Raw genomic sequence first — 16,597 nt, 5'->3', positions numbered from 1 at the left:
GGCGGCGTGCGGGGCCGTGTGCGGGGGGCTAGGCCCGAGGATGCGTTTCGGGGTGATCGGCTAAAGACCGCCGATACCTCACTTTATCTCCGTTGGGCGCGACTTCCGGGGAGGGTTTGCCGCTTTTTTGCCGCAATTCGGTACAATCATGGCGGGAGTATTTGAATCGAGTTTTGTTTAAAGGGGGTAATCCGATGCGACCCAATACCAAACAATCAATCGTCTGGGGTCTTTATGTGCTGGGCATCCCGACCCTGATCACGCCCTTTGTGGGCGCAGGGCTGGCCCACCATTGGCGAAAAGAAGCGGATGCGCGGGACAGGATGCAGCACGACTGGCAGCTCCGGCTGTTCTGGGACACGGCGATGGCATGGGGCGTCTGTTTCGTGCTGAGCGGTATCGCGCTTTTCCTGCATGTGCGCAGCGGCGCGCCGGTGAGCGTGGGCAGTCCGACGTTGTTCACGATGGGGATGATGGTGGCCGTGCTGGCGCAGATCTGTTTCACGCTGGTGTCGCTGTGGCATCTGGTCGAAGGTGTCCTGGTTGCCGGGAGGCGCGGGCATCCGGCCTGAGAGGGCCCGGCGCGGCGGGAATAACACTCGCCAAGGGGCGTTCGTTTTGCTTTGCTGCGGAGATGGATTGATGGGGGGATTCCATGACGCGGGTTTTGCATGTGGTGCTGATGGTGATTGCGGCGGGGCCGCTCTGGGCGCAGGGACAGGGGCAGATCGTCATTCCCGATGACGGCAGCGACATCGTCCAGCAGGCCCCGGCGGGCGGCGGCACCGGGCTGACCATGCGGGCGGTGACGGTCAAGGACCAGAGCCAGCTGCGCGGATCCTTTGGCGACAAGTGGCAACCTGCGGAGGTGCGCGAGAGGGCGGCGATCACCTGCGCCGAGGCGGGAATGCGGCTGGTTTATTTCCAGCCCGAGAGCCCCGATTCCAGGGGGCAGACCAAATTCGCGGCGGTCTGCCAATAAGCCGCAGGAGGGTGCGAATCGTGTCAGGGCTGTATGGCCGGGCGGCCGGCATTTCGGCTGTCCGAATGGCGGATCATCGCCGAAATCCCCGTGAATTCTGCGCAAACTGCTGCAAAACATGGGTTTTCCCCCCAGTTACACGGTTCCCGTTTGAGCCATCGCCGCGTATAGTTCGCTCGTAATAGAAAGGCCAAAGGCCTCGTCCTTCAGGGAATTTGGGACCATGATCAGATCGGAATTGATCCAGAAGATTGCGGATGAGAACCCGCATCTGTATCAGCGAGACGTGGAGAGGATCGTGAACACGATCTTCGAGGAAATCACCAATGCCATGGCCCGGGGCGACCGGGTCGAGCTGCGGGGCTTTGGGGCCTTTTCGGTCAAGAAGCGGGATGCGCGTGTCGGGCGGAACCCCCGCACCGGGGAGTCGGTCGAGGTTGAGGAAAAGCACGTGCCCTTCTTCAAGACCGGCAAGCTGCTTCGGGACCGCCTGAACGGAAAGTAACCGATGCGCTACATTCGCTACGCAATCTATGCGGCTCTGATTGTTGTCCTGACTGTCGTCTGTGTGGCGAACCTGCAGTGGGTCACGCTGAACACGCTGCCCCAAGGGCTGGCGCGGATTCCGCAGCTGGGCTGGCTGAGTTTTTCGGTGGAGGTGCCGCTGTTTGCCGTGGCGCTGGGTTTTCTCGTGATCGGATGGATCATGGGTGAGATCTATGAATGGGTGCGCGAGCACAAGTACCGCGCCGAAGCCTCGACCAAGAAGACCGAGGTCAAGAAGCTGGAACGTCAGTTGAAGAAGACGCAGGCCGAGCGCGACAAGGACAAGGACGAGGTCCTGGCGATCCTGGATCAGGCCAGCTGACCGGTTAGACCCGGGGGGAGGGGTGCTGCCCCTCTGCGCCTGTCGGCGCATTCACCCCGGCGTATTTTTCAAGAGAAGAAACAGGGGCTTGGGTGGTGGACGTCCGGGTGAAAATCTGTGGCCTGACGCGGCCCGGCGACATGGAAATGGTCGCTGCGGCGGGGGCCAGCTATGCCGGGCTGGTTTTCTTTCCCAAGAGCCCGCGGAATGTGACCATCGACGTGGCGCGCGCATTGGCGCAGGAGGCCCCCGTTGGGCTGGCCAAGGTCGGTCTGGTGGTCAACCCGGGGGATGATCTGCTTGACGAGATACTGGCGCAGGTGCCGCTGGACATGATCCAGTTGCACGGCAGCGAGCCGCCGGAGCGGGTCACCGAGGTGCGGGCGCGCTATGGCTTGCCGGTGATGAAGGCCGTTGGCGTCGCCGGGGCCGAGGATGTGGGCAAGCTGGACCTGTATCAGCAGGTGGCCGACCAGATCCTTGTGGATGCCAAGCCGCCGAAGGAGGGTGATCTGCCCGGCGGCAACGGCCTGTCCTTTGACTGGCGGCTGGTAGCGGGGCGGCGCTGGTCGCGTCCCTGGATGCTGGCCGGGGGGCTGACGCCGGAGAATGTCGGCACCGCGATTGCCATGACCGGAGCGGCGCAGGTGGACCTGTCGTCCGGCGTGGAAACCGCGCCGGGGATCAAGGATCCGGAGAAGGTACGCGCCTTTGTGGCGGCGGCCCGGTCGGCCGAGGCTGTGCCGCGCCTCTAGATTGCTTTTCGAGGCTCAGAGCCAGTTGGCGCGGCCTGTGCCCACTGCCTCGGCGACATTGGCGAAACCGTCGCGGGCAAGGTAGCCGTCAAGGCCGCGTGCGATGTCTTCGACAAGGCTGAGGCCGCCGTAGACCAGCGCGGTGTAAAGCTGCACGGCGGAGGCCCCGGCGCGGATCTTTGCGTAAGCCTGTTCGGCAGAGCCGATGCCGCCCACGCCGATCAGTGGCAGCGCACCGTCGGTCAGCTGTGACAGGCGGGCCAGAACGCGGGTGGAGCGATCAAACAGCGGCTGGCCGGAGAGGCCGCCCTTTTCCGACGCATAGCCGGATTTCAGACCGGCGCGCGACAGCGTGGTGTTGGTGGCGATCACGCCCGAAACGCCGGTGGCAAGCGCCACCTCGGCCACGTCAGCCAGTTCCGCGTCATCGAGATCCGGCGCGATCTTGAGGAAGACGGGGATCGGGCGGGTCAGCGCATCGCGGGCCTGCATGACACCCGTGAGCAGGGCGGACAGCGCCGCCTTGCCCTGCAGGTCACGCAGTTTTTCGGTGTTGGGGGAACTGACGTTGACGGTGGCGAAATCCACGTCCGCACCGCAATGCGCCAGCACGCGGGCGAAATCCGCGGCGCGGTCCTCGGAGTCCTTGTTGGCGCCGAGGTTCAAGCCAAGGATCAGGTCGCGGGGGCGGGTTTTAAGCCGGGCGCCGATGTCCTCCATCCCGTCATTGTTGAAGCCGAAGCGGTTGATGGCGGCCTGATCTTCGGTCAGGCGGAAGAGGCGCGGGCGCGGGTTTCCGGGCTGCGGGCGGGGGGTGGCGGCGCCCACCTCGACAAAGCCGAACCCGGCGCGCGACAGGCCCTGCAGGGCAGTGGCGTTCTTGTCGAAGCCTGCGGCGAGGCCCACGGGATTGGGCAGATTGAGACCTGCCACGGTGGTGCGCAGCCGGTCCGAGGTGATGGTGCCGGGGCTGTGCGCGACACCGGCCTGCAGCGCCCTGAGCGCGAGGCCATGGGCGGTTTCCGGGTCGAGGCGGTGCAGGGCGGCAAGGCCGAGGCGTTCAAGCGGTGTCATCCAAAGACCTTTCCGGCAGGGGCGGGCGCGCAACGGATCAGGCGCGAATCGGCGACGGCGGCCTGACGGTGGACCACCGCGTTCTGGTAATCGGGATCGGTGACCATGGCGAGAAAGGCATGGGCCGAGGGGTAGCGGGCGACAAAGACGTGATCCCAATGTTCGCCTTCGGGCGCGATCAGGGCGCTGCGGTAATCGCCGCGCCAGAGGATGGCGCCGCCGACGCGGGCCAGCACAGGGCCGCTGTAGCGACCGTAGAGCGCGTAGGCCTCGGCCCCGCTGAGGCCCTGGCCGTGCAGGTCGTGGCCTGCGGGATAGTCGGCGCGGTCATTCAGGCGCACGAGGTTCAGCATCTCGCAGGGCTCATTGCGGTCGAGCGCCTTGAAGGCCTCGAACTGTGGGCGCGTGGGGTCGACGCTGCCTGTCATGCAAAACTGTCAGGGAAGCGGTGCGCGCCATCCGGGCCCAGCGGCAGGGGCTGACACCACAGGATGTCGGCCAGCCGCAGGGGGCCGTAAAGATGCGGGAAAAGCGCGTCGCCGCGCGAAACCTCCCATTTCAGCGCCTCTCCCAGGGCCTTGCTGTCGAGCGCGGCAAGGTAGAGCCCCTCGGCCCCGGCAAAATGTTTCGCCGCCGTTTCCCGCGCCTGTTCGGCGGTGGAGAAATGGATGAAGCCATCGGCCACGTCGATCGGCGCGCCGCTGGTTTCCTTTTGGCTGCGCAGGGCCGACCATTCGTCGGCGCGGAGGATCTTGTATATTTCCATGGCTGCCCTGATGCCGCGCCGCCTGTCGGCGGTCAAGCGGCCAGCGGATGGTTCCGTGCCCGATTTGTGTCCGCAGGTTGACCGGTTTGGCGTCATCACGCTGTCATCTACGATGGGCTACCCCAACGACAGGCTTTGACTCGGGCCGCGCTCCGGGGCAGGCTTTGGCCATAAACAAACACCCACAGTGAGGTTTCCCATGACGTACAAACTGCTGACCGGCGCTGCGGCGCTGGCCCTGATGGCGGGGGCCGCGCAGGCGGATTATTCCCTGACGATCCTGCACACCAATGACTTTCACGCCCGGTTCGAACCGATCAGCAAATATGATTCGGGCTGTTCGGCAGAGGACAACACCGAGGGCAAATGCTTTGGTGGGTCGGCGCGCCTGATTTCCGCGATCAACGAGGCCAAGGCGCGGACCAACAACCACATCCTCGTAGATGGCGGGGACCAGTTCCAGGGCACGCTGTTCTATACCTATTACAAGGGCAAGCTGGCCGCCGAGATGATGAACCTCATGGGCTATGACGGCATGACCGTCGGCAACCATGAATTCGACGATGGTCCCGAAGTTCTGCGCGGTTTCCTGGATGCGGTGGAATTCCCGGTGCTGATGTCGAATGCCGATGTGTCCGGTGAGCCGCTGCTGTCGGATGTGATGATGAAATCGACGGTGATCGAGCGGGGCGGCGAAAAGCTGGGCCTGATCGGCCTGACGCCGCAGGACACCGATGAACTGGCCAGCCCGGGCGACAACATCATCTTCACCGATCCGTCGGATGCGGTGCAGGGTGAGGTCGACAAGCTGACCGAGATGGGCGTGAACAAGATCATCGTCCTGTCGCACTCTGGCTATGGCGTCGACCAGCGCGTGGCCGAGAACACCACCGGGGTCGATGTGATCGTCGGCGGCCATTCCAACACCCTGCTGGGTGACATGGACGGCGCGGCGGGCGCCTATCCGACGGTCGTGAACGGCGTGCAGATCGTGCAGGCCTATGCCTATGGCAAGTACCTGGGTGAGCTGAACGTCACCTTTGACGACGCCGGTGAGGTGATCTCTGCCGAAGGTGGTCCGATCCTGATCGACGCCTCGGTGACCGAGGACGAGGCCGTCAAGGCGCGCATCGCAGAGGCCGCCGTGCCGCTGGAAGAGATCCGCAACAAGGTTGTGGCGGAGGCCGCCGAAGCAATCGAGGGCAACCGCGATGTCTGCCGCGCGATGGAATGCGCGATGGGCAACCTGGTGGCGGATGCCATGCTGGCGCGGGTCAAGGCGCAGGGCATCGATGTCGCCATCGCCAACAGCGGCGGGTTGCGGGCCTCCATCGACGCGGGTGAGGTGACCATGGGCGAGGTGCTGACCGTGCTGCCGTTCCAGAACACGCTGTCGACCTTCCAGATCACCGGCGCGACGCTGGTCGAGGCGCTGGAAAACGGCGTGAGCCAGATCGAGGAAGGCGCGGGCCGCTTCCCGCAGGTGGCGGGCATGACCTTTACCGTGGACCCGAGCGCGGAACCGGGCAGCCGGATTTCCGAGGTCATGGTCGGCGGTGCGCCGGTCGAGATGGACAAGGTCTATGGCGCCGTGTCCAACAACTATGTCCGCAATGGCGGCGACGGCTACGCGATGTTCAAGGATGCCGACAACGCCTATGACTTTGGCCCCGACCTTGCGGATGTGACCGCCGAGTACCTCGCCGATCACGCGCCGTATCAGCCCTATACGGACGGACGCATCACCATGAAGTGACGCGCCCTGTCAGGCGAAAATATGAAGGCATGCGGGGGCGACCCGCATGCCTTTTTCTTTTGACCTTTTTGTTTTGGCGGGTTGGTCAGGGAATGGACAGTTCGCGGCGGTAGTAGGGGATGTTGACCACGGCGACGATCTCTTGTTGCCCGTCGAGAAGCGCGGCCAGACCCGCAGCGGTTGCCTCCAGCGTGATTTCCCCTGAAAGCGGTTTGCCCATGGCCGCGCTCATTGCGACATCGGCCATCTGTTCGTAGGTCTGCGCCACGTAGAAATCGGTGTCTTCCGCGGAAAAGCCTTTGGAACTGCCGGTACCCCAGCGGGGAGTGCCCAGCGTGTAGCTGAGGCTCAGGTTGATCTCTCCGCCATCTTCCGGGGCCACGGCCCATGTCTCGGTCTGCAGGCGCGTACCGTCGCTGTTGCCCGACAGGCTGCGGCTGTGGGTGATGCTGGCGGTATGCGTGCTGCCGTATCGGTTCGCTTCGGGATTGTCGGTGTAGACCATCAGGACGAACAGGCGCACATCCTTGCTCTGAGGCGGTTTACCCAGACCCAATAGCGCGGCGGTCGTCCGCTGGGCGGGTGAGGCAGGGTTGCCCTCCGTGTCCAGAACGAGGTGGCCATCCAGAAACGAGACCATCGCGTTGGCCCCCTTGAACGGACCGGAGGGGAAGGGGAATGATTCCCATCCCTCTGGCATCACGGCGTTCATTTTTGCCGGATCGACCGTCAAACCCACCAGAACGCGGCTTTCAACGACGGAGCCAATGGGGGTTTCGGCCGTTGCAGCCGTGGCGTTCAACGTGAACAGGAACACACAGATCACTTTGCCCAAGCGGGCCAGCCAATGGGGTGTCATCATCCTCTCCTCCTTTAGTTAACGAGAGGATTTTACGATGGTCCCGGATTTGGCACTTTGATCTGGCCCCGTCGCCGTTATTCGGCGGCCAACCCTTCGGTGAACTGCAGGCGGGCAAGGCGCGCGTAGAGCCCGCCCTCGGCCACCAGCGCGTCATGGGTGCCGGTGGCGACGATGCGGCCCTGATCCAAGACGATGATGCGGTCGGCCTTTTTCACGGTGGCCAGGCGGTGCGCGACGATGATGGTGGTGCGTCCCTCGGCCAGGTGGTCAACGGCCTGTTGCACCGCGCGTTCGCTTTCGGCGTCCAGCGCGCTTGTCGCCTCGTCCAGAAGCAGCACCGGCGCGTCGCGCAGGATGGCCCGGGCGATGGCGACACGTTGTTTCTGGCCGCCCGACAGCATCACGCCGCGCTCTCCCAGCCATGTGCCATAGCCATCGGGCAGGGCCGTCAGGAATTCATGCGCGGCGGCGGCGCGGGCGGCGGCCTCTATTTCCGCGTCCGAGGCCCCGGGCCGGCCAAAGCGGATGTTGTCCCGGGCGGAAGCGGCAAAGATCACCGGATCCTGCGGGACCAGCGCGATATGGCGGCGGAAGTCGTGACGCGCCATCTCGCTCAGCGGCACGCCGTCCAGCAGCACGCGGCCCTCTGCCGGGTCGTAAAAGCGCTGGATCAGCTGGATGATGGTGGTCTTGCCCGCGCCGGACGGGCCGACCAGCGCCACGGTTTCGCCGGGCGCGATGTTCAGGTCGACCTCTGACAGGGCCGAAATTTCGGGCCGGGCCGGGTAGGAAAAGCTGACCTTGTCAAAGGTGATCTCTCCGCGCACCGGTTGCGGGGCGGGTTTCGGACGGGCTGGGTCCTGCACCGTATCCTCTGCCTGCAGCAGATCGACGAGGCGTTCGGTCGCCCCGGCGGCGCGTTGGAGTTCGCCGAAGACCTCTGACAGGGCGCCGACCGCGCCCGCGACCATGACCGAATAGATCACGAACTGGATCAGGGTGCCCGCGCTCATTCCGCCCGCGCGCACGTCCCACGCGCCGATCCAGAGCACGCCCACGATGCCAGTAAAGACAAGGAAGATGACGATGGATGTCATGACGGCGCGGGTGGTGATGCGCTTGCGCGCGGCATCAAAGCTTTTTTCCGTCACATCGGCAAAAGCGGCCCGCGATTCCGCCTCGTGGGTGTAGGCCTGCACGGTCTGCACCGCCAGAAGCGCCTCTGACGCATTGCCGGAGGAGGCGGCGATCCAGTCCTGATTTTCGCGGCTGAGTTTGCGCACGCGGCGTCCCAGCGTGAGGATCGGCACCACGACCACGGGCACCAGCAGCAGCACGAGGCCTGCCAGCTTGGCCGAGGTGATCAGCATCAGCACCATCCCGCCGGAAAACAGCAGGATGTTGCGCAGGGCGATGGAAATCGAGGAACCGACAACCGAAAGGATCACGGTGGTGTCGGTGGTGATCCGGCTGAGCACCTCGCCGGTCATGATCTTTTCATAGAAAGCCGGGGAGAGGCCGATCACCTTGTCGAAGACGGCCTTGCGGATATCGGCCACGACCCTTTCGCCAAAGCGCGTCACCAGAAGGTAACGAAAAGCGGTACCCAGCGCGAGTGCTGCAGCGATGCCAAGGGCGGCGGCGAAGTACTTGTCCAGCAGCGCGCCGTCTTCGGTGTTGAAATTGTCGACCACGCGGCGCACGGCCAGCGGCAGGATCAATGAGATCGTGGCGGTGGCCACCAGTGCGGCCAACGCAGCCGCCATCAGCAGGCGGTAGGGGCGCATGAAGGGCCAGAGCGCGCGCAGGGAACTCAGCCGGCGCGACTTTTCGCGTTCCTGCTCCCCGGTGCCCGGCGTCGTGTTGGCGGCCATCTGCGTCCCTCCTGATCGTGCAGGGGGCTTTTTGGCATGCGTGGCGCAGGGGTCAAGCGCCGTCTTGACGCGGTGTGATCGGGAAAGGCGGGATTTTTGGAGCGGGCGACGGGAATCGAACCCGTATCTCTTGCTTGGAAGGCAAGGGTCTTACCATTACACAACGCCCGCTCAGGTTTGGGCGTCGTAAATCATGGATTTGGGACAGTCAAGTGACCGCTCTCGGCGATGTGGATTTGAAGGCCGTGAACCTTGCAATCGAGCGCTGAAAAACCAGTGTTTCCAAGGGGCGGTTCGGCCTCGGGTCGATGGTCGGCATGTTCCGCGCCTGGTTGCTGCCAACGTCCGGCGTTTTGTGAGGAGGCGCTTTCAGCCAGTCCAGGATCTTTGAAGTCGACTTTGGATCAACCTTTGGGCAGAAAATCGATCTGGCAACGCGCCCCGGTCGGAACGGCGCCGTCGGGGTTTGCGATCTCCAGCCGCACGCCGAAGGTTCCGCTGGCGGCGTCGAGGAACCGGTCAACGATGGCCACCGTGGCGGGGTAACGTCCCTCAAGTGGTGCGTTCAGGGTCACTTCGTAGAGGTCGCCCTCGGCAATCCGGCCAAAGAGTGTGCCGGGCGCAAAGACCTCGACGTTGACCGGATCTGTCTCGATAATCTCCATGATCGCCGACTGCTCGGCGGCGTACTCGCCGACCGTTGCTTCTACCGATACGACCAGCCCCGCAACCGGGCTGCGGACCGACCGGCGGTCCAGCAAGGCTTCGGCCTGACGCACCTCGATTGCGGCAAGCTTGCGGTCGAAGGCGGCCTGTTCCAGCGCCAGTTCGGTCAGTGCAAGCTCAATCGCGGCATCGTCCAGAGTTGCCCCGGCAGCCACTTGGCGGTTGGCGAGTTCTTCGATCCGTTTGAATTCACGCTGACGCAGGTCCAGTCGTGTCTGCTGGGCCCGCATGTCGAGATCGGAGTCCGCCTTCGCGCGGCTCAGTTCAAGCTGCAATTCCTCGATTTCGCTGTCGAGACGGTAGAGCAAGTCACCGACCTCCACCGTGTCTCCGCGTCGCACGGCGATCTCGCGGATCACGCCATCAACGCTGGAGGTGATGGTCACTCTCGATGCGGGTTCCAGCACGCAATCCACCATCTCGGCGGCAACAGTGGGACTTGCCGCGAGGCAGGCCAAAAGGGTCACGGTCTTCATTCCGGTCCTCCAAGAAATCCGAGAAATCCGTCGCGCCGAAGATCGTAGCGCAAGAGATCCAGACGCGCGCGGGCCATCAACCGTTCGGCGCGCTTCTGTGCCGCCTGCGCCCCAGCCCAAGTGGCGAGACGTGAGCGCGTGCGGCGTGAGCCGAACTTGTCCAGGATGCCGTCATCCCGGGCGAGGATCATTTCGCAACTGCCGGGGTCTCCTTGGCGCGCACAACGACCCAGAACCTGCCGGTCGATACGTCCCGCCTCGTTGACCTCGGTCAGGATGACGTGCAGCCCGCCGGCGGCGCGGACGGCGTCGGTCAGCATGATATCGACGCCGCGCCCGGCCATGTTGGTGGCCAGCGTGATCCGACCAGGCTCGCCGGCCTGGGCGATGATCGCGGCCTCGTCCGCATCCTGCGCTGCATTGAGCAGGGTCGCCTCAAGGCCGGCGGCCTTGAGATGCTCTTCAAGCGCCATGCTGGCCCGGATCGTACGCGTGGCGATCAGCAGCGGCCGACCCTGCAGGGCGACCTGCTCTGCGCGCCGAGCCACGGCCTGCCACTTGGCATCCTGCCCGGCGTGAATGCGCACCCGACCATATTTGCGACGCGAGCGTTTCGGCGGTGGCAGGGCCAACACGGACAATCCGTAAACGGCGCGAAATTCTCCGGCGACTTCCCGCGCGGTGCCGGTCATCCCGGCGAGTTTTTTGTAGCGGCGGAAGAAGCGTTGATAGGTCATCCGCCCCTTGGTCAGGCGGCGTCCGGTGATCTCGACGCCCTCGCGGGCCTCGACGATCTGTTGCAGCCCGTCACCCAGGGCGCGGTCATCGGCAACACGCCCGGTGAATTCGTCGATGAGGGCGACCTTGCCGTCACGAACGATGTAATGCTCGTCGCGGATAAAGAGATGAAGGGCGCTGAGCGCCTGGACCGCTGCGTGATTGCGCCTGACCGAGTTGCGCCAGATGCCGCCCAGCCGTTCGCCGCTGTCGGCCAGCTTGGCCTCGCCGCGCGGGGTCAATTCAACGACGCGCCGTTGCCCGTCGACGGTGTAGTCTCGACCCTCGCGCAGATCGTCGGCCAGCGACAGGGCACTGTGCGCCCAGTCGGGATCGGGGGAGGCTGTCTCTGAGATGATCAACGGCGTGCGGCATTCGTCGATCAGGACGCTGTCGGCTTCGTCCACGATGGCAAAGGGAAGCCCATTCATGGTCAGCCCAGCTGCGCGCGGCGCCCCGGAATGCACAGCCTCAAGCGCCAATCTGATGGGGCCCTGCGCGCCGCCCAGTGTTATCCGGTTTCGCAGATAGTCGAAGGCGATTTCCTTGTTGGAGGCATAAAGCACGCGGGCACGATACGCGGGCGCCCGTTCGTTGGGCGGCACAGTGTGGATCACAAGTCCGGTGGTCAGGCCCAAGGCCTCGTAGAAGGCGGAAAAACTTTCATGGTCGCGGGCCGCAAGATAGTCGTTGGCAGTCACGACGTGCACGCTCTCACCGCTGAGCCCTGCGAGGCCCGCCGAAAGCGCGGCGGTCAGGGTCTTGCCAGACCCGGTCTCCATCTCAACCAGCCGCCCGGAACAGATGGCGAGCGCGCCCATGATCTGCGTGGGAAAGGGTGTCAGACCTTGAACTTGGTGGCAAATAGCGGAGATCAGGCCAAGCGTCTGCAAGGCCGGACCATTGGATAGCCGGTCGGGGCGCAGGCGCGGCACCAGATCTGCCAGAGCTTGTTGCAGTTCCGGAAGAGGCCGATCGCGATACCGCGCCGCGATCCGAGATACCCGCAGCGCGGCCAGCCGTAGGGAAAGGCGAGCCGCCGGATCGCGGAACGCGCCAATCAGAGGTTCGGTGCGAAGGGTGACCTGATATTGCCAATTCACCGGCCGGGGGTCGGCCTCGATCCGCGCCATCTGGCGCAATTCGCGCAGGCGCGGCATCCGGGCCGCGCGGCTGTTCAGGTCATGTGCTCCCGCGTCAGACATTGAAACGCTTCAGGAAAAGTTGCCTCAGTCGGCGGTAGGCGCGAAAGGCAATCGGCTCTTCGCCATGATCGATCCGGACATAGACCCGCATACCGATCTCCGCGTTCTCAAGCGGAATATCAGTGGCCACGTCGAATTGAAGGATCGGTTCGAGCGTGTGCGGTTCGGGCCCGCGTTCCGGATCTGGGGCAAACAGGCCGCCGCCTTCGAGCGTCAGCGCATGTGAGACAATCCGATGACCCAGTGTAGGAACCTCACGTACGACGTGCGCGTTTCGGACCGTTCCCAGATCATCTGCAGTGCGCAGCGAAAACGAAAGGCTGCGCGAGCGGATCAGGTCGGCCTGATCCTGATGAACCGCCACCCTCACCACAAGATCCTGCGGGTCGACGATGTAGCCCACGACATCGCCACGCATGAGGAACTTGCCTTCGAGATCAGCCGCGTCGGGCAATACGAAAAGCCCTTCGCGCGGGGCGAGGAGGGTCATTGAAGCCAGCCGGTCCCGCATCTGATCGGCTTCCTGTTCGGCCTTTGCTGCCTGCGCTCGCCATAGGCGCACATCATAGGCGCTTTCGCTCAGGGCCTGCTCATAACGCAGCCGGTACTTGCGGGCGTCGGCCTCGGCGGCTTCGAGGCGGGCGCTGGCCAGCGGGTCGTCGATGGTGAGAACCGGCGCCCCCGCGGCAAGACGGTCGCCCGGGGTGCCGATCAGGCGAGCGACCTCGCCGATCTCGGTGGCATGAATGGTCGCCTCATAGGGGGCGTAAACGATCCCCTGTGCCACGGTGCGGTAGGGCACCGGCATGAAGCCCAGCGCACCCACCAACAACCCCACCACCAATCCGACGGCCAGAACCGCGCGATGCCGGATGCCGCGCAGGCTGTCACTGGTGGCGACAAATTTCAGGTGCTTGATGATCGGCAGCAGGAAAATCAGCGTCAAGGACCACAGCGCAAGCAGCACGCCAAGCGCAAAGAAACGGGTCGCCACGACAAGCACGATGGTGGCCGAGATCAACAGGCGATAGCAGAAGGCTGAAATGGCGTAGGTGAAGAACCAGAACCGTTCGCCCTTTGCTCGTACCGGGCTTTTGGCCCGCGCATTTCCAAATGCGTAACGCTGGATCAGGTAGCCGATGAAGCGATTGGCCCGGCTGGAGAGATTAGGGATTTCCAGCAGGTCGGAGAACACGAAGTAACCGTCGAAACGCAGCAGCGGGTTGCCATTGAAAAGCAGCGTCGAGATCCCGCCGATCAGCATGACGTTGAAGCAGGCGGCGCGCAGAATACCATCTTCGAGTTGCAACCATAGCAGCATTGCCGCCGAGGCCAGTCCCAGTTCCACGAGGATCCCCGCACCGGACACCAGAATGCGCCGCCACTTGCTGGTATAGGAAGTTGATGCCGAGGCGTCGACGTAGGGAACGGGGATGAAGACGAGGAACATGACCCCGACTTCACGGACCTCACCGCCCCATTTCTTGACCGCAAAGCCATGCCCGAATTCATGCAGCAGTTTGACCAATGGGTAGACCAGAACCAGCAGAAGGACGCTTTCCATCGCAAGAATGCGGTCCAGCAGGTTGCCGGTCAGTGCGTCCCAGTTGCGCCCCGCCTGAACCGCTCCGGCAGCGAGCAACAAGAGATAAAGCAGCCCGCCGAAAAGGCTGAAGAACGGCCGGGCCAGTGGCCAGAGCGCGTCCAGCAGCGCATTCGGATCGAATAGCGGAAAGCGCACGGCCAGCGGATTGAGAAACCGCGATACAAGGGTGCGGCGGCGCATCTGCCCCGCCCGCTCGGACATGGCGTCGACATCCGGAAAGCCATTGGTGTGCAACAGGTCGAGACCAGCCAATTGCGAGATCAGCGCCAGCAGGTCGTCCTGTGCGGGGGCCGCATCGGCAAGTTCGGCGCAGGCCGCATCCCAGACCTCGCCAAGCGTCCGTTGCCCATCCATTTGCGCCACAAGCCAATGAGCGGCTTCGGTGATGCGCGTATACTTTCCGGTGAGCGGGTCGCGGATGACGTACCAGACCTGTCCGCGGAATTGCTGCCGCGTTACCTCTGCGCGCCGCGCCAGCACCGGGCGCAGGTGCGCAGCACGATACCAGCTCTGGCTTTCGAAACTCAGAGCCATGGCAACCTCACGGCGTCCAGCGCCAGAGCGCGAGGCGGAACCAGTCTATGATCGGCTGGGCCCAGACCCGAATGAGCAGCCTCTCTTCGACATTGACCTTTGCGACGCCGCGCATCCCGGGCCGGATCTGATCCGAGGACTCCTTCAGCCGCCCTTCGACCATGGCCACGTTCCTGCCGTCCTTGGGTTCCAGCCGTGGTGTGATGCGGGTGACCTCGACCTCAAAGCCCCGGTCTGGCAGCGACGAGAGAACCAATGTACCCGTCTGGCCGACCACGATGTCGTCCAGTTGCGCTTCCTCGACCTCCATCGAGACGCGGTAGCTGTCGAGCGGGGCAATCTGGAACAGTTCTTCGCCGCGACGGACCGCGCGGCCTACGGATTGGCTCAGGTCGCCTTCGATTACAATCGCGTCAAAAGGCGCGATGAGCGCCGAGCGCGCAATCTGACGTTGGACCAGCGTTGCCTTGGACCGGGCCTGTTCGATTTCAGCCTTGGCGATCCGGGCGGAGGCGGCATTGCGCTCTCCCAGGGCGCGGTCGTATTCGCCCTCGTAGCGGCTCAGGTCCGTGCGCCACCTCAGCAACTCGATCTGAAGGTCGCGCTCGTCCAAACGTGCCAGCGGTTCGCCTTCGCGGATGACGTCGCCAGCGCGGACGAATTGCTCGGATATGTTGCCGTCAAAGGGCGAAACCAGTGAACGCACCACCAGTCCCTGCACTTCGGCCTCGGCCGGGACCCTGTAATCCCCACGCGCCAGGCTAAAGAAGGTCACGATGCCGATCAGGGCCAGAAGAACCAATTTGCGCCCGATGTAACCGGGACCCAGCAGCCGCACGACCTGACGCCAGAGCGCCGCTCCTCCGATGGCCAGCGCTGAACGGTCTGCCCTTCGTTTTTCGTCGAGCAGAGGGGCGATCGAGACCGCCGTTGCCTCGGCAATCATCAGATCGAGATCTTCGAAGGTTTCTCCCGGCGGTTTTTCCAGATGCATCGCACCGATGACGCGGTCACGAAGGAAGAGCGGGACAGTCAGCAGGTCACCGGTCGCCTTCATGCGCGACAGTTCGGCGTGCAGCGTGGTGACTGCGTAATCCATGCCTTCCCGACGTGGAAAGAGGACCGTTCCCTCCTGGTCCGTCGCCTCGGCCATCGCCTGGGCGAGTTTCTCGGAGTAGAGGCTGTCCATACGGAAATCGGACACGTCGGATACAGCAGCCAGCCGGATGCGGCGACGGGACAGAAATCCTATTGCTACCTGGTTGCAGCCCAGGCGCCGGGCGAGTTGCGTCGCGGCGGCGATCGAAGCGGCGCGCACGTCGGAGGCGTCCAACGCCGCCCCCAGCACGTCCAGCACCGCCGCTTGTTTTTCGCGCCCCAGTTTGTCGGATAGCGAAAGGTCGCGCCGCACGGCAGCGTTGAGCCAGCCGATGCCCCAGTTGAGCACTCGGAATGCGTGGCCGGGATCCTTGGGCGGCTTGGCGAATTCGAAGGCGGCAGCCCCCATGATCTCGCCATCCACGGTCAGTACCTTGACCAGCGTGCGCCCCTCGGCGACTACGTCGCGCCCTTTGTCCAGCGCATCCTCGATGGCATCGGCCAGAACCCGGGTGGGGCGGCTATCCTTGGGCCAGTTGGCGACAGGGATCATGCCCTGCGCCGTTTCCAGCACCAAGGTCGCGCGTTCGGGGGTACCCAACTGACGGATTTGCAGCGCCAGCCAGACCCGTGCAAATTCGCGCAGGTCGCGATCTTCGGAAAAACGCGCCCAGAGCGCCTGATCGAGGACCGAGACCTCGGCTTCTTGCCGTGTCTCGGTCTGATCCCGGTTATCGGCCATGGTCTACCCCGGCCTCCATCAAGCTCAGTTCCGGGGGCCGTTCTTGGCCGCCGTCGCTGCCGCTTGAAGCCCGTCCAGCTTGATCTCGCCGAACCGCTTTTCGTATTGCGCCAGCACCGCCCCCATCAGCACAAACAGCCGTTTGGCCGCGTGCGGATTGAGGACGACGCGTTCCTCAAGCTTGACATCAAAGGTCTTGGCGGCAGTCGGATTCCAGGTTTGGTTGGTTCCGAAGAACAGCGTCACTTCTTCGCGCGTCGAGGCTGCGTTGACCACGTTGGCATAGGTTGTCCGCATCTGGCTGTCGTCCCAGTTGACCACCGGCGCGGCGGGGGCACCCACCTCGTCAGGGGTTCCCTTGGGGGTGTCTTGGGTATCCGCGGTCTCGTCGGTCATCGACAATCCTCCATCATCAATTTGATTTTCGCTGCGCGCCCGGGCGGCGGAAGGGTTTCCCCCTTCCGCCGCCCCAAGTTTTGTAACCCTATGATAACTG

17 protein-coding genes and 1 tRNA gene are annotated in these 16,597 nt (G+C 64.1%); 7 read left to right on the top strand and 11 right to left on the bottom strand.

What is annotated here, in order from left to right:
- Positions 1-194: 194 nt before the first annotated feature.
- The 5 genes from ACTXGA_RS09390 (at position 195) to ACTXGA_RS09370 (ending at position 2,605) form a co-directional block, all read left to right on the top strand.
- Positions 195-572: a hypothetical protein gene (locus ACTXGA_RS09390; protein WP_443392996.1), complete on the top strand. Its 378-nt coding sequence runs from the start codon at positions 195-197 to the stop codon at positions 570-572.
- 83 nt (positions 573-655) lie between these two features.
- The gene (locus tag ACTXGA_RS09385; protein ID WP_443392994.1) at positions 656-982 is read left to right on the top strand and encodes a hypothetical protein; all 327 of its coding nucleotides are present in this window, start codon (positions 656-658) and stop codon (positions 980-982) included.
- 181 nt (positions 983-1,163) lie between these two features.
- Positions 1,164-1,487, top strand: coding sequence for an integration host factor subunit beta (ihfB, locus tag ACTXGA_RS09380; RefSeq protein WP_504434221.1), 324 nt, complete (start codon positions 1,164-1,166; stop codon positions 1,485-1,487).
- 3 nt (positions 1,488-1,490) lie between these two features.
- On the top strand, positions 1,491-1,850 hold the full coding sequence (locus ACTXGA_RS09375) for a LapA family protein (protein ID WP_443392992.1): 360 nt from the start codon (positions 1,491-1,493) through the stop codon (positions 1,848-1,850).
- A gap of 92 nt (positions 1,851-1,942) precedes the next feature.
- Positions 1,943-2,605 carry a phosphoribosylanthranilate isomerase gene (locus tag ACTXGA_RS09370; RefSeq protein WP_443392990.1) on the top strand — a complete coding sequence of 221 codons (663 nt, stop codon included), beginning with the start codon at positions 1,943-1,945 and terminating at the stop codon, positions 2,603-2,605.
- Positions 2,606-2,620: 15 nt separating this feature from the next.
- Here ACTXGA_RS09370 and ACTXGA_RS09365 read toward each other — a convergent pair whose 3' ends face one another.
- Genes ACTXGA_RS09365 through ACTXGA_RS09355 form a run of 3 tightly spaced genes read right to left on the bottom strand, consistent with a single transcriptional unit; the run spans position 2,621 to position 4,445 of the window.
- On the bottom strand, positions 2,621-3,679 hold the full coding sequence (locus ACTXGA_RS09365; protein WP_443392988.1) for a quinone-dependent dihydroorotate dehydrogenase: 1,059 nt from the start codon (positions 3,677-3,679) through the stop codon (positions 2,621-2,623).
- Positions 3,676-4,107, bottom strand: coding sequence for a DUF1330 domain-containing protein (locus ACTXGA_RS09360; protein WP_443392987.1), 432 nt, complete (start codon positions 4,105-4,107; stop codon positions 3,676-3,678). Before ACTXGA_RS09360 ends, ACTXGA_RS09365 begins: the two co-directional genes overlap by 4 nt.
- Entirely contained in the window at positions 4,104-4,445 is a 342-nt protein-coding gene (locus ACTXGA_RS09355) for a DUF952 domain-containing protein (RefSeq protein ID WP_443392985.1), read from the bottom strand. Before ACTXGA_RS09355 ends, ACTXGA_RS09360 begins: the two co-directional genes overlap by 4 nt.
- On the opposite strand from ACTXGA_RS09355, the gene ACTXGA_RS09350 reads away from it, so the two are divergent.
- Positions 4,444-4,584 (top strand): hypothetical protein, encoded by a 141-nt coding sequence (locus tag ACTXGA_RS09350; protein WP_443392983.1) that lies wholly within the window; start codon positions 4,444-4,446, stop codon positions 4,582-4,584. The two genes, ACTXGA_RS09355 and ACTXGA_RS09350, sit on opposite strands and share 2 nt — an antisense overlap.
- A 60-nt stretch (positions 4,585-4,644) precedes the next feature.
- Entirely contained in the window at positions 4,645-6,201 is a 1,557-nt protein-coding gene (locus ACTXGA_RS09345; RefSeq protein WP_443392982.1) for a bifunctional metallophosphatase/5'-nucleotidase, read from the top strand.
- Positions 6,202-6,286: 85 nt separating this feature from the next.
- Here the strand turns inward: ACTXGA_RS09345 and ACTXGA_RS09340 are convergent, their stop codons facing one another.
- The 8 genes from ACTXGA_RS09340 to ACTXGA_RS09305 all read right to left on the bottom strand — a co-directional run bounded on the left by ACTXGA_RS09340 (position 6,287) and on the right by ACTXGA_RS09305 (position 16,497).
- The gene (locus tag ACTXGA_RS09340; protein WP_443392980.1) at positions 6,287-7,063 is read right to left on the bottom strand and encodes a hypothetical protein; all 777 of its coding nucleotides are present in this window, start codon (positions 7,061-7,063) and stop codon (positions 6,287-6,289) included.
- Positions 7,064-7,137: 74 nt separating this feature from the next.
- Positions 7,138-8,937 (bottom strand): ABC transporter transmembrane domain-containing protein, encoded by a 1,800-nt coding sequence (locus ACTXGA_RS09335; RefSeq protein ID WP_443392979.1) that lies wholly within the window; start codon positions 8,935-8,937, stop codon positions 7,138-7,140.
- 97 nt (positions 8,938-9,034) lie between these two features.
- A tRNA-Gly gene (locus ACTXGA_RS09330) sits at positions 9,035-9,108 on the bottom strand.
- Positions 9,109-9,341: 233 nt separating this feature from the next.
- Positions 9,342-10,139: an efflux RND transporter periplasmic adaptor subunit gene (locus tag ACTXGA_RS09325; protein ID WP_443392977.1), complete on the bottom strand. Its 798-nt coding sequence runs from the start codon at positions 10,137-10,139 to the stop codon at positions 9,342-9,344.
- Complete coding sequence (locus tag ACTXGA_RS09320; protein WP_443392975.1) at positions 10,136-12,121, bottom strand: preprotein translocase subunit SecA; 1,986 nt, start codon at positions 12,119-12,121, stop codon at positions 10,136-10,138. Before ACTXGA_RS09320 ends, ACTXGA_RS09325 begins: the two co-directional genes overlap by 4 nt.
- Positions 12,114-14,261, bottom strand: coding sequence for a PqqD family peptide modification chaperone (locus ACTXGA_RS09315; protein ID WP_443392974.1), 2,148 nt, complete (start codon positions 14,259-14,261; stop codon positions 12,114-12,116). The genes ACTXGA_RS09320 and ACTXGA_RS09315 overlap by 8 nt, the downstream gene beginning before the upstream one ends.
- A 7-nt stretch (positions 14,262-14,268) precedes the next feature.
- A complete protein-coding gene (locus tag ACTXGA_RS09310) occupies positions 14,269-16,101 on the bottom strand; it encodes an efflux RND transporter periplasmic adaptor subunit (RefSeq protein ID WP_443392972.1) in 1,833 nt (610 codons plus the stop codon).
- Positions 16,102-16,125: 24 nt separating this feature from the next.
- On the bottom strand, positions 16,126-16,497 hold the full coding sequence (locus ACTXGA_RS09305) for a DUF3467 domain-containing protein (protein WP_443392970.1): 372 nt from the start codon (positions 16,495-16,497) through the stop codon (positions 16,126-16,128).
- Positions 16,498-16,597: the final 100 nt, after the last annotated feature.

This window comes from Antarctobacter jejuensis (assembly GCF_052266595.1).
GTDB lineage: Bacteria > Pseudomonadota > Alphaproteobacteria > Rhodobacterales > Rhodobacteraceae > Antarctobacter > Antarctobacter jejuensis.
Note: the sequence above shows the minus strand (reverse complement) of the source record. Positions and strands in the feature narration are given on the sequence as shown.

Excerpts from the sequence above, each read along its gene's own strand:
- ACTXGA_RS09345 (WP_443392982.1), top strand. The coding sequence starts at position 4,645 with ATGACGTACAAACTGCTGACCGGCGCTGCGGCGCTGGCCCTGATGGCG.
- ACTXGA_RS09360 (WP_443392987.1), bottom strand. The coding sequence starts at position 4,107 with ATGACAGGCAGCGTCGACCCCACGCGCCCACAGTTCGAGGCCTTCAAG.
- ACTXGA_RS09310 (WP_443392972.1), bottom strand. The coding sequence starts at position 16,101 with ATGGCCGATAACCGGGATCAGACCGAGACACGGCAAGAAGCCGAGGTC.
- ACTXGA_RS09335 (WP_443392979.1), bottom strand. The coding sequence starts at position 8,937 with ATGGCCGCCAACACGACGCCGGGCACCGGGGAGCAGGAACGCGAAAAG.
- ACTXGA_RS09365 (WP_443392988.1), bottom strand. The coding sequence starts at position 3,679 with ATGACACCGCTTGAACGCCTCGGCCTTGCCGCCCTGCACCGCCTCGAC.
- ACTXGA_RS09305 (WP_443392970.1), bottom strand. The coding sequence starts at position 16,497 with ATGACCGACGAGACCGCGGATACCCAAGACACCCCCAAGGGAACCCCT.
- ACTXGA_RS09320 (WP_443392975.1), bottom strand. The coding sequence starts at position 12,121 with ATGTCTGACGCGGGAGCACATGACCTGAACAGCCGCGCGGCCCGGATG.
- ACTXGA_RS09385 (WP_443392994.1), top strand. The coding sequence starts at position 656 with ATGACGCGGGTTTTGCATGTGGTGCTGATGGTGATTGCGGCGGGGCCG.
- ACTXGA_RS09340 (WP_443392980.1), bottom strand. The coding sequence starts at position 7,063 with ATGATGACACCCCATTGGCTGGCCCGCTTGGGCAAAGTGATCTGTGTG.
- ACTXGA_RS09355 (WP_443392985.1), bottom strand. The coding sequence starts at position 4,445 with ATGGAAATATACAAGATCCTCCGCGCCGACGAATGGTCGGCCCTGCGC.
- ACTXGA_RS09325 (WP_443392977.1), bottom strand. The coding sequence starts at position 10,139 with ATGAAGACCGTGACCCTTTTGGCCTGCCTCGCGGCAAGTCCCACTGTT.
- ACTXGA_RS09315 (WP_443392974.1), bottom strand. The coding sequence starts at position 14,261 with ATGGCTCTGAGTTTCGAAAGCCAGAGCTGGTATCGTGCTGCGCACCTG.
- ACTXGA_RS09350 (WP_443392983.1), top strand. The coding sequence starts at position 4,444 with ATGGCTGCCCTGATGCCGCGCCGCCTGTCGGCGGTCAAGCGGCCAGCG.
- ACTXGA_RS09390 (WP_443392996.1), top strand. The coding sequence starts at position 195 with ATGCGACCCAATACCAAACAATCAATCGTCTGGGGTCTTTATGTGCTG.
- ACTXGA_RS09375 (WP_443392992.1), top strand. The coding sequence starts at position 1,491 with ATGCGCTACATTCGCTACGCAATCTATGCGGCTCTGATTGTTGTCCTG.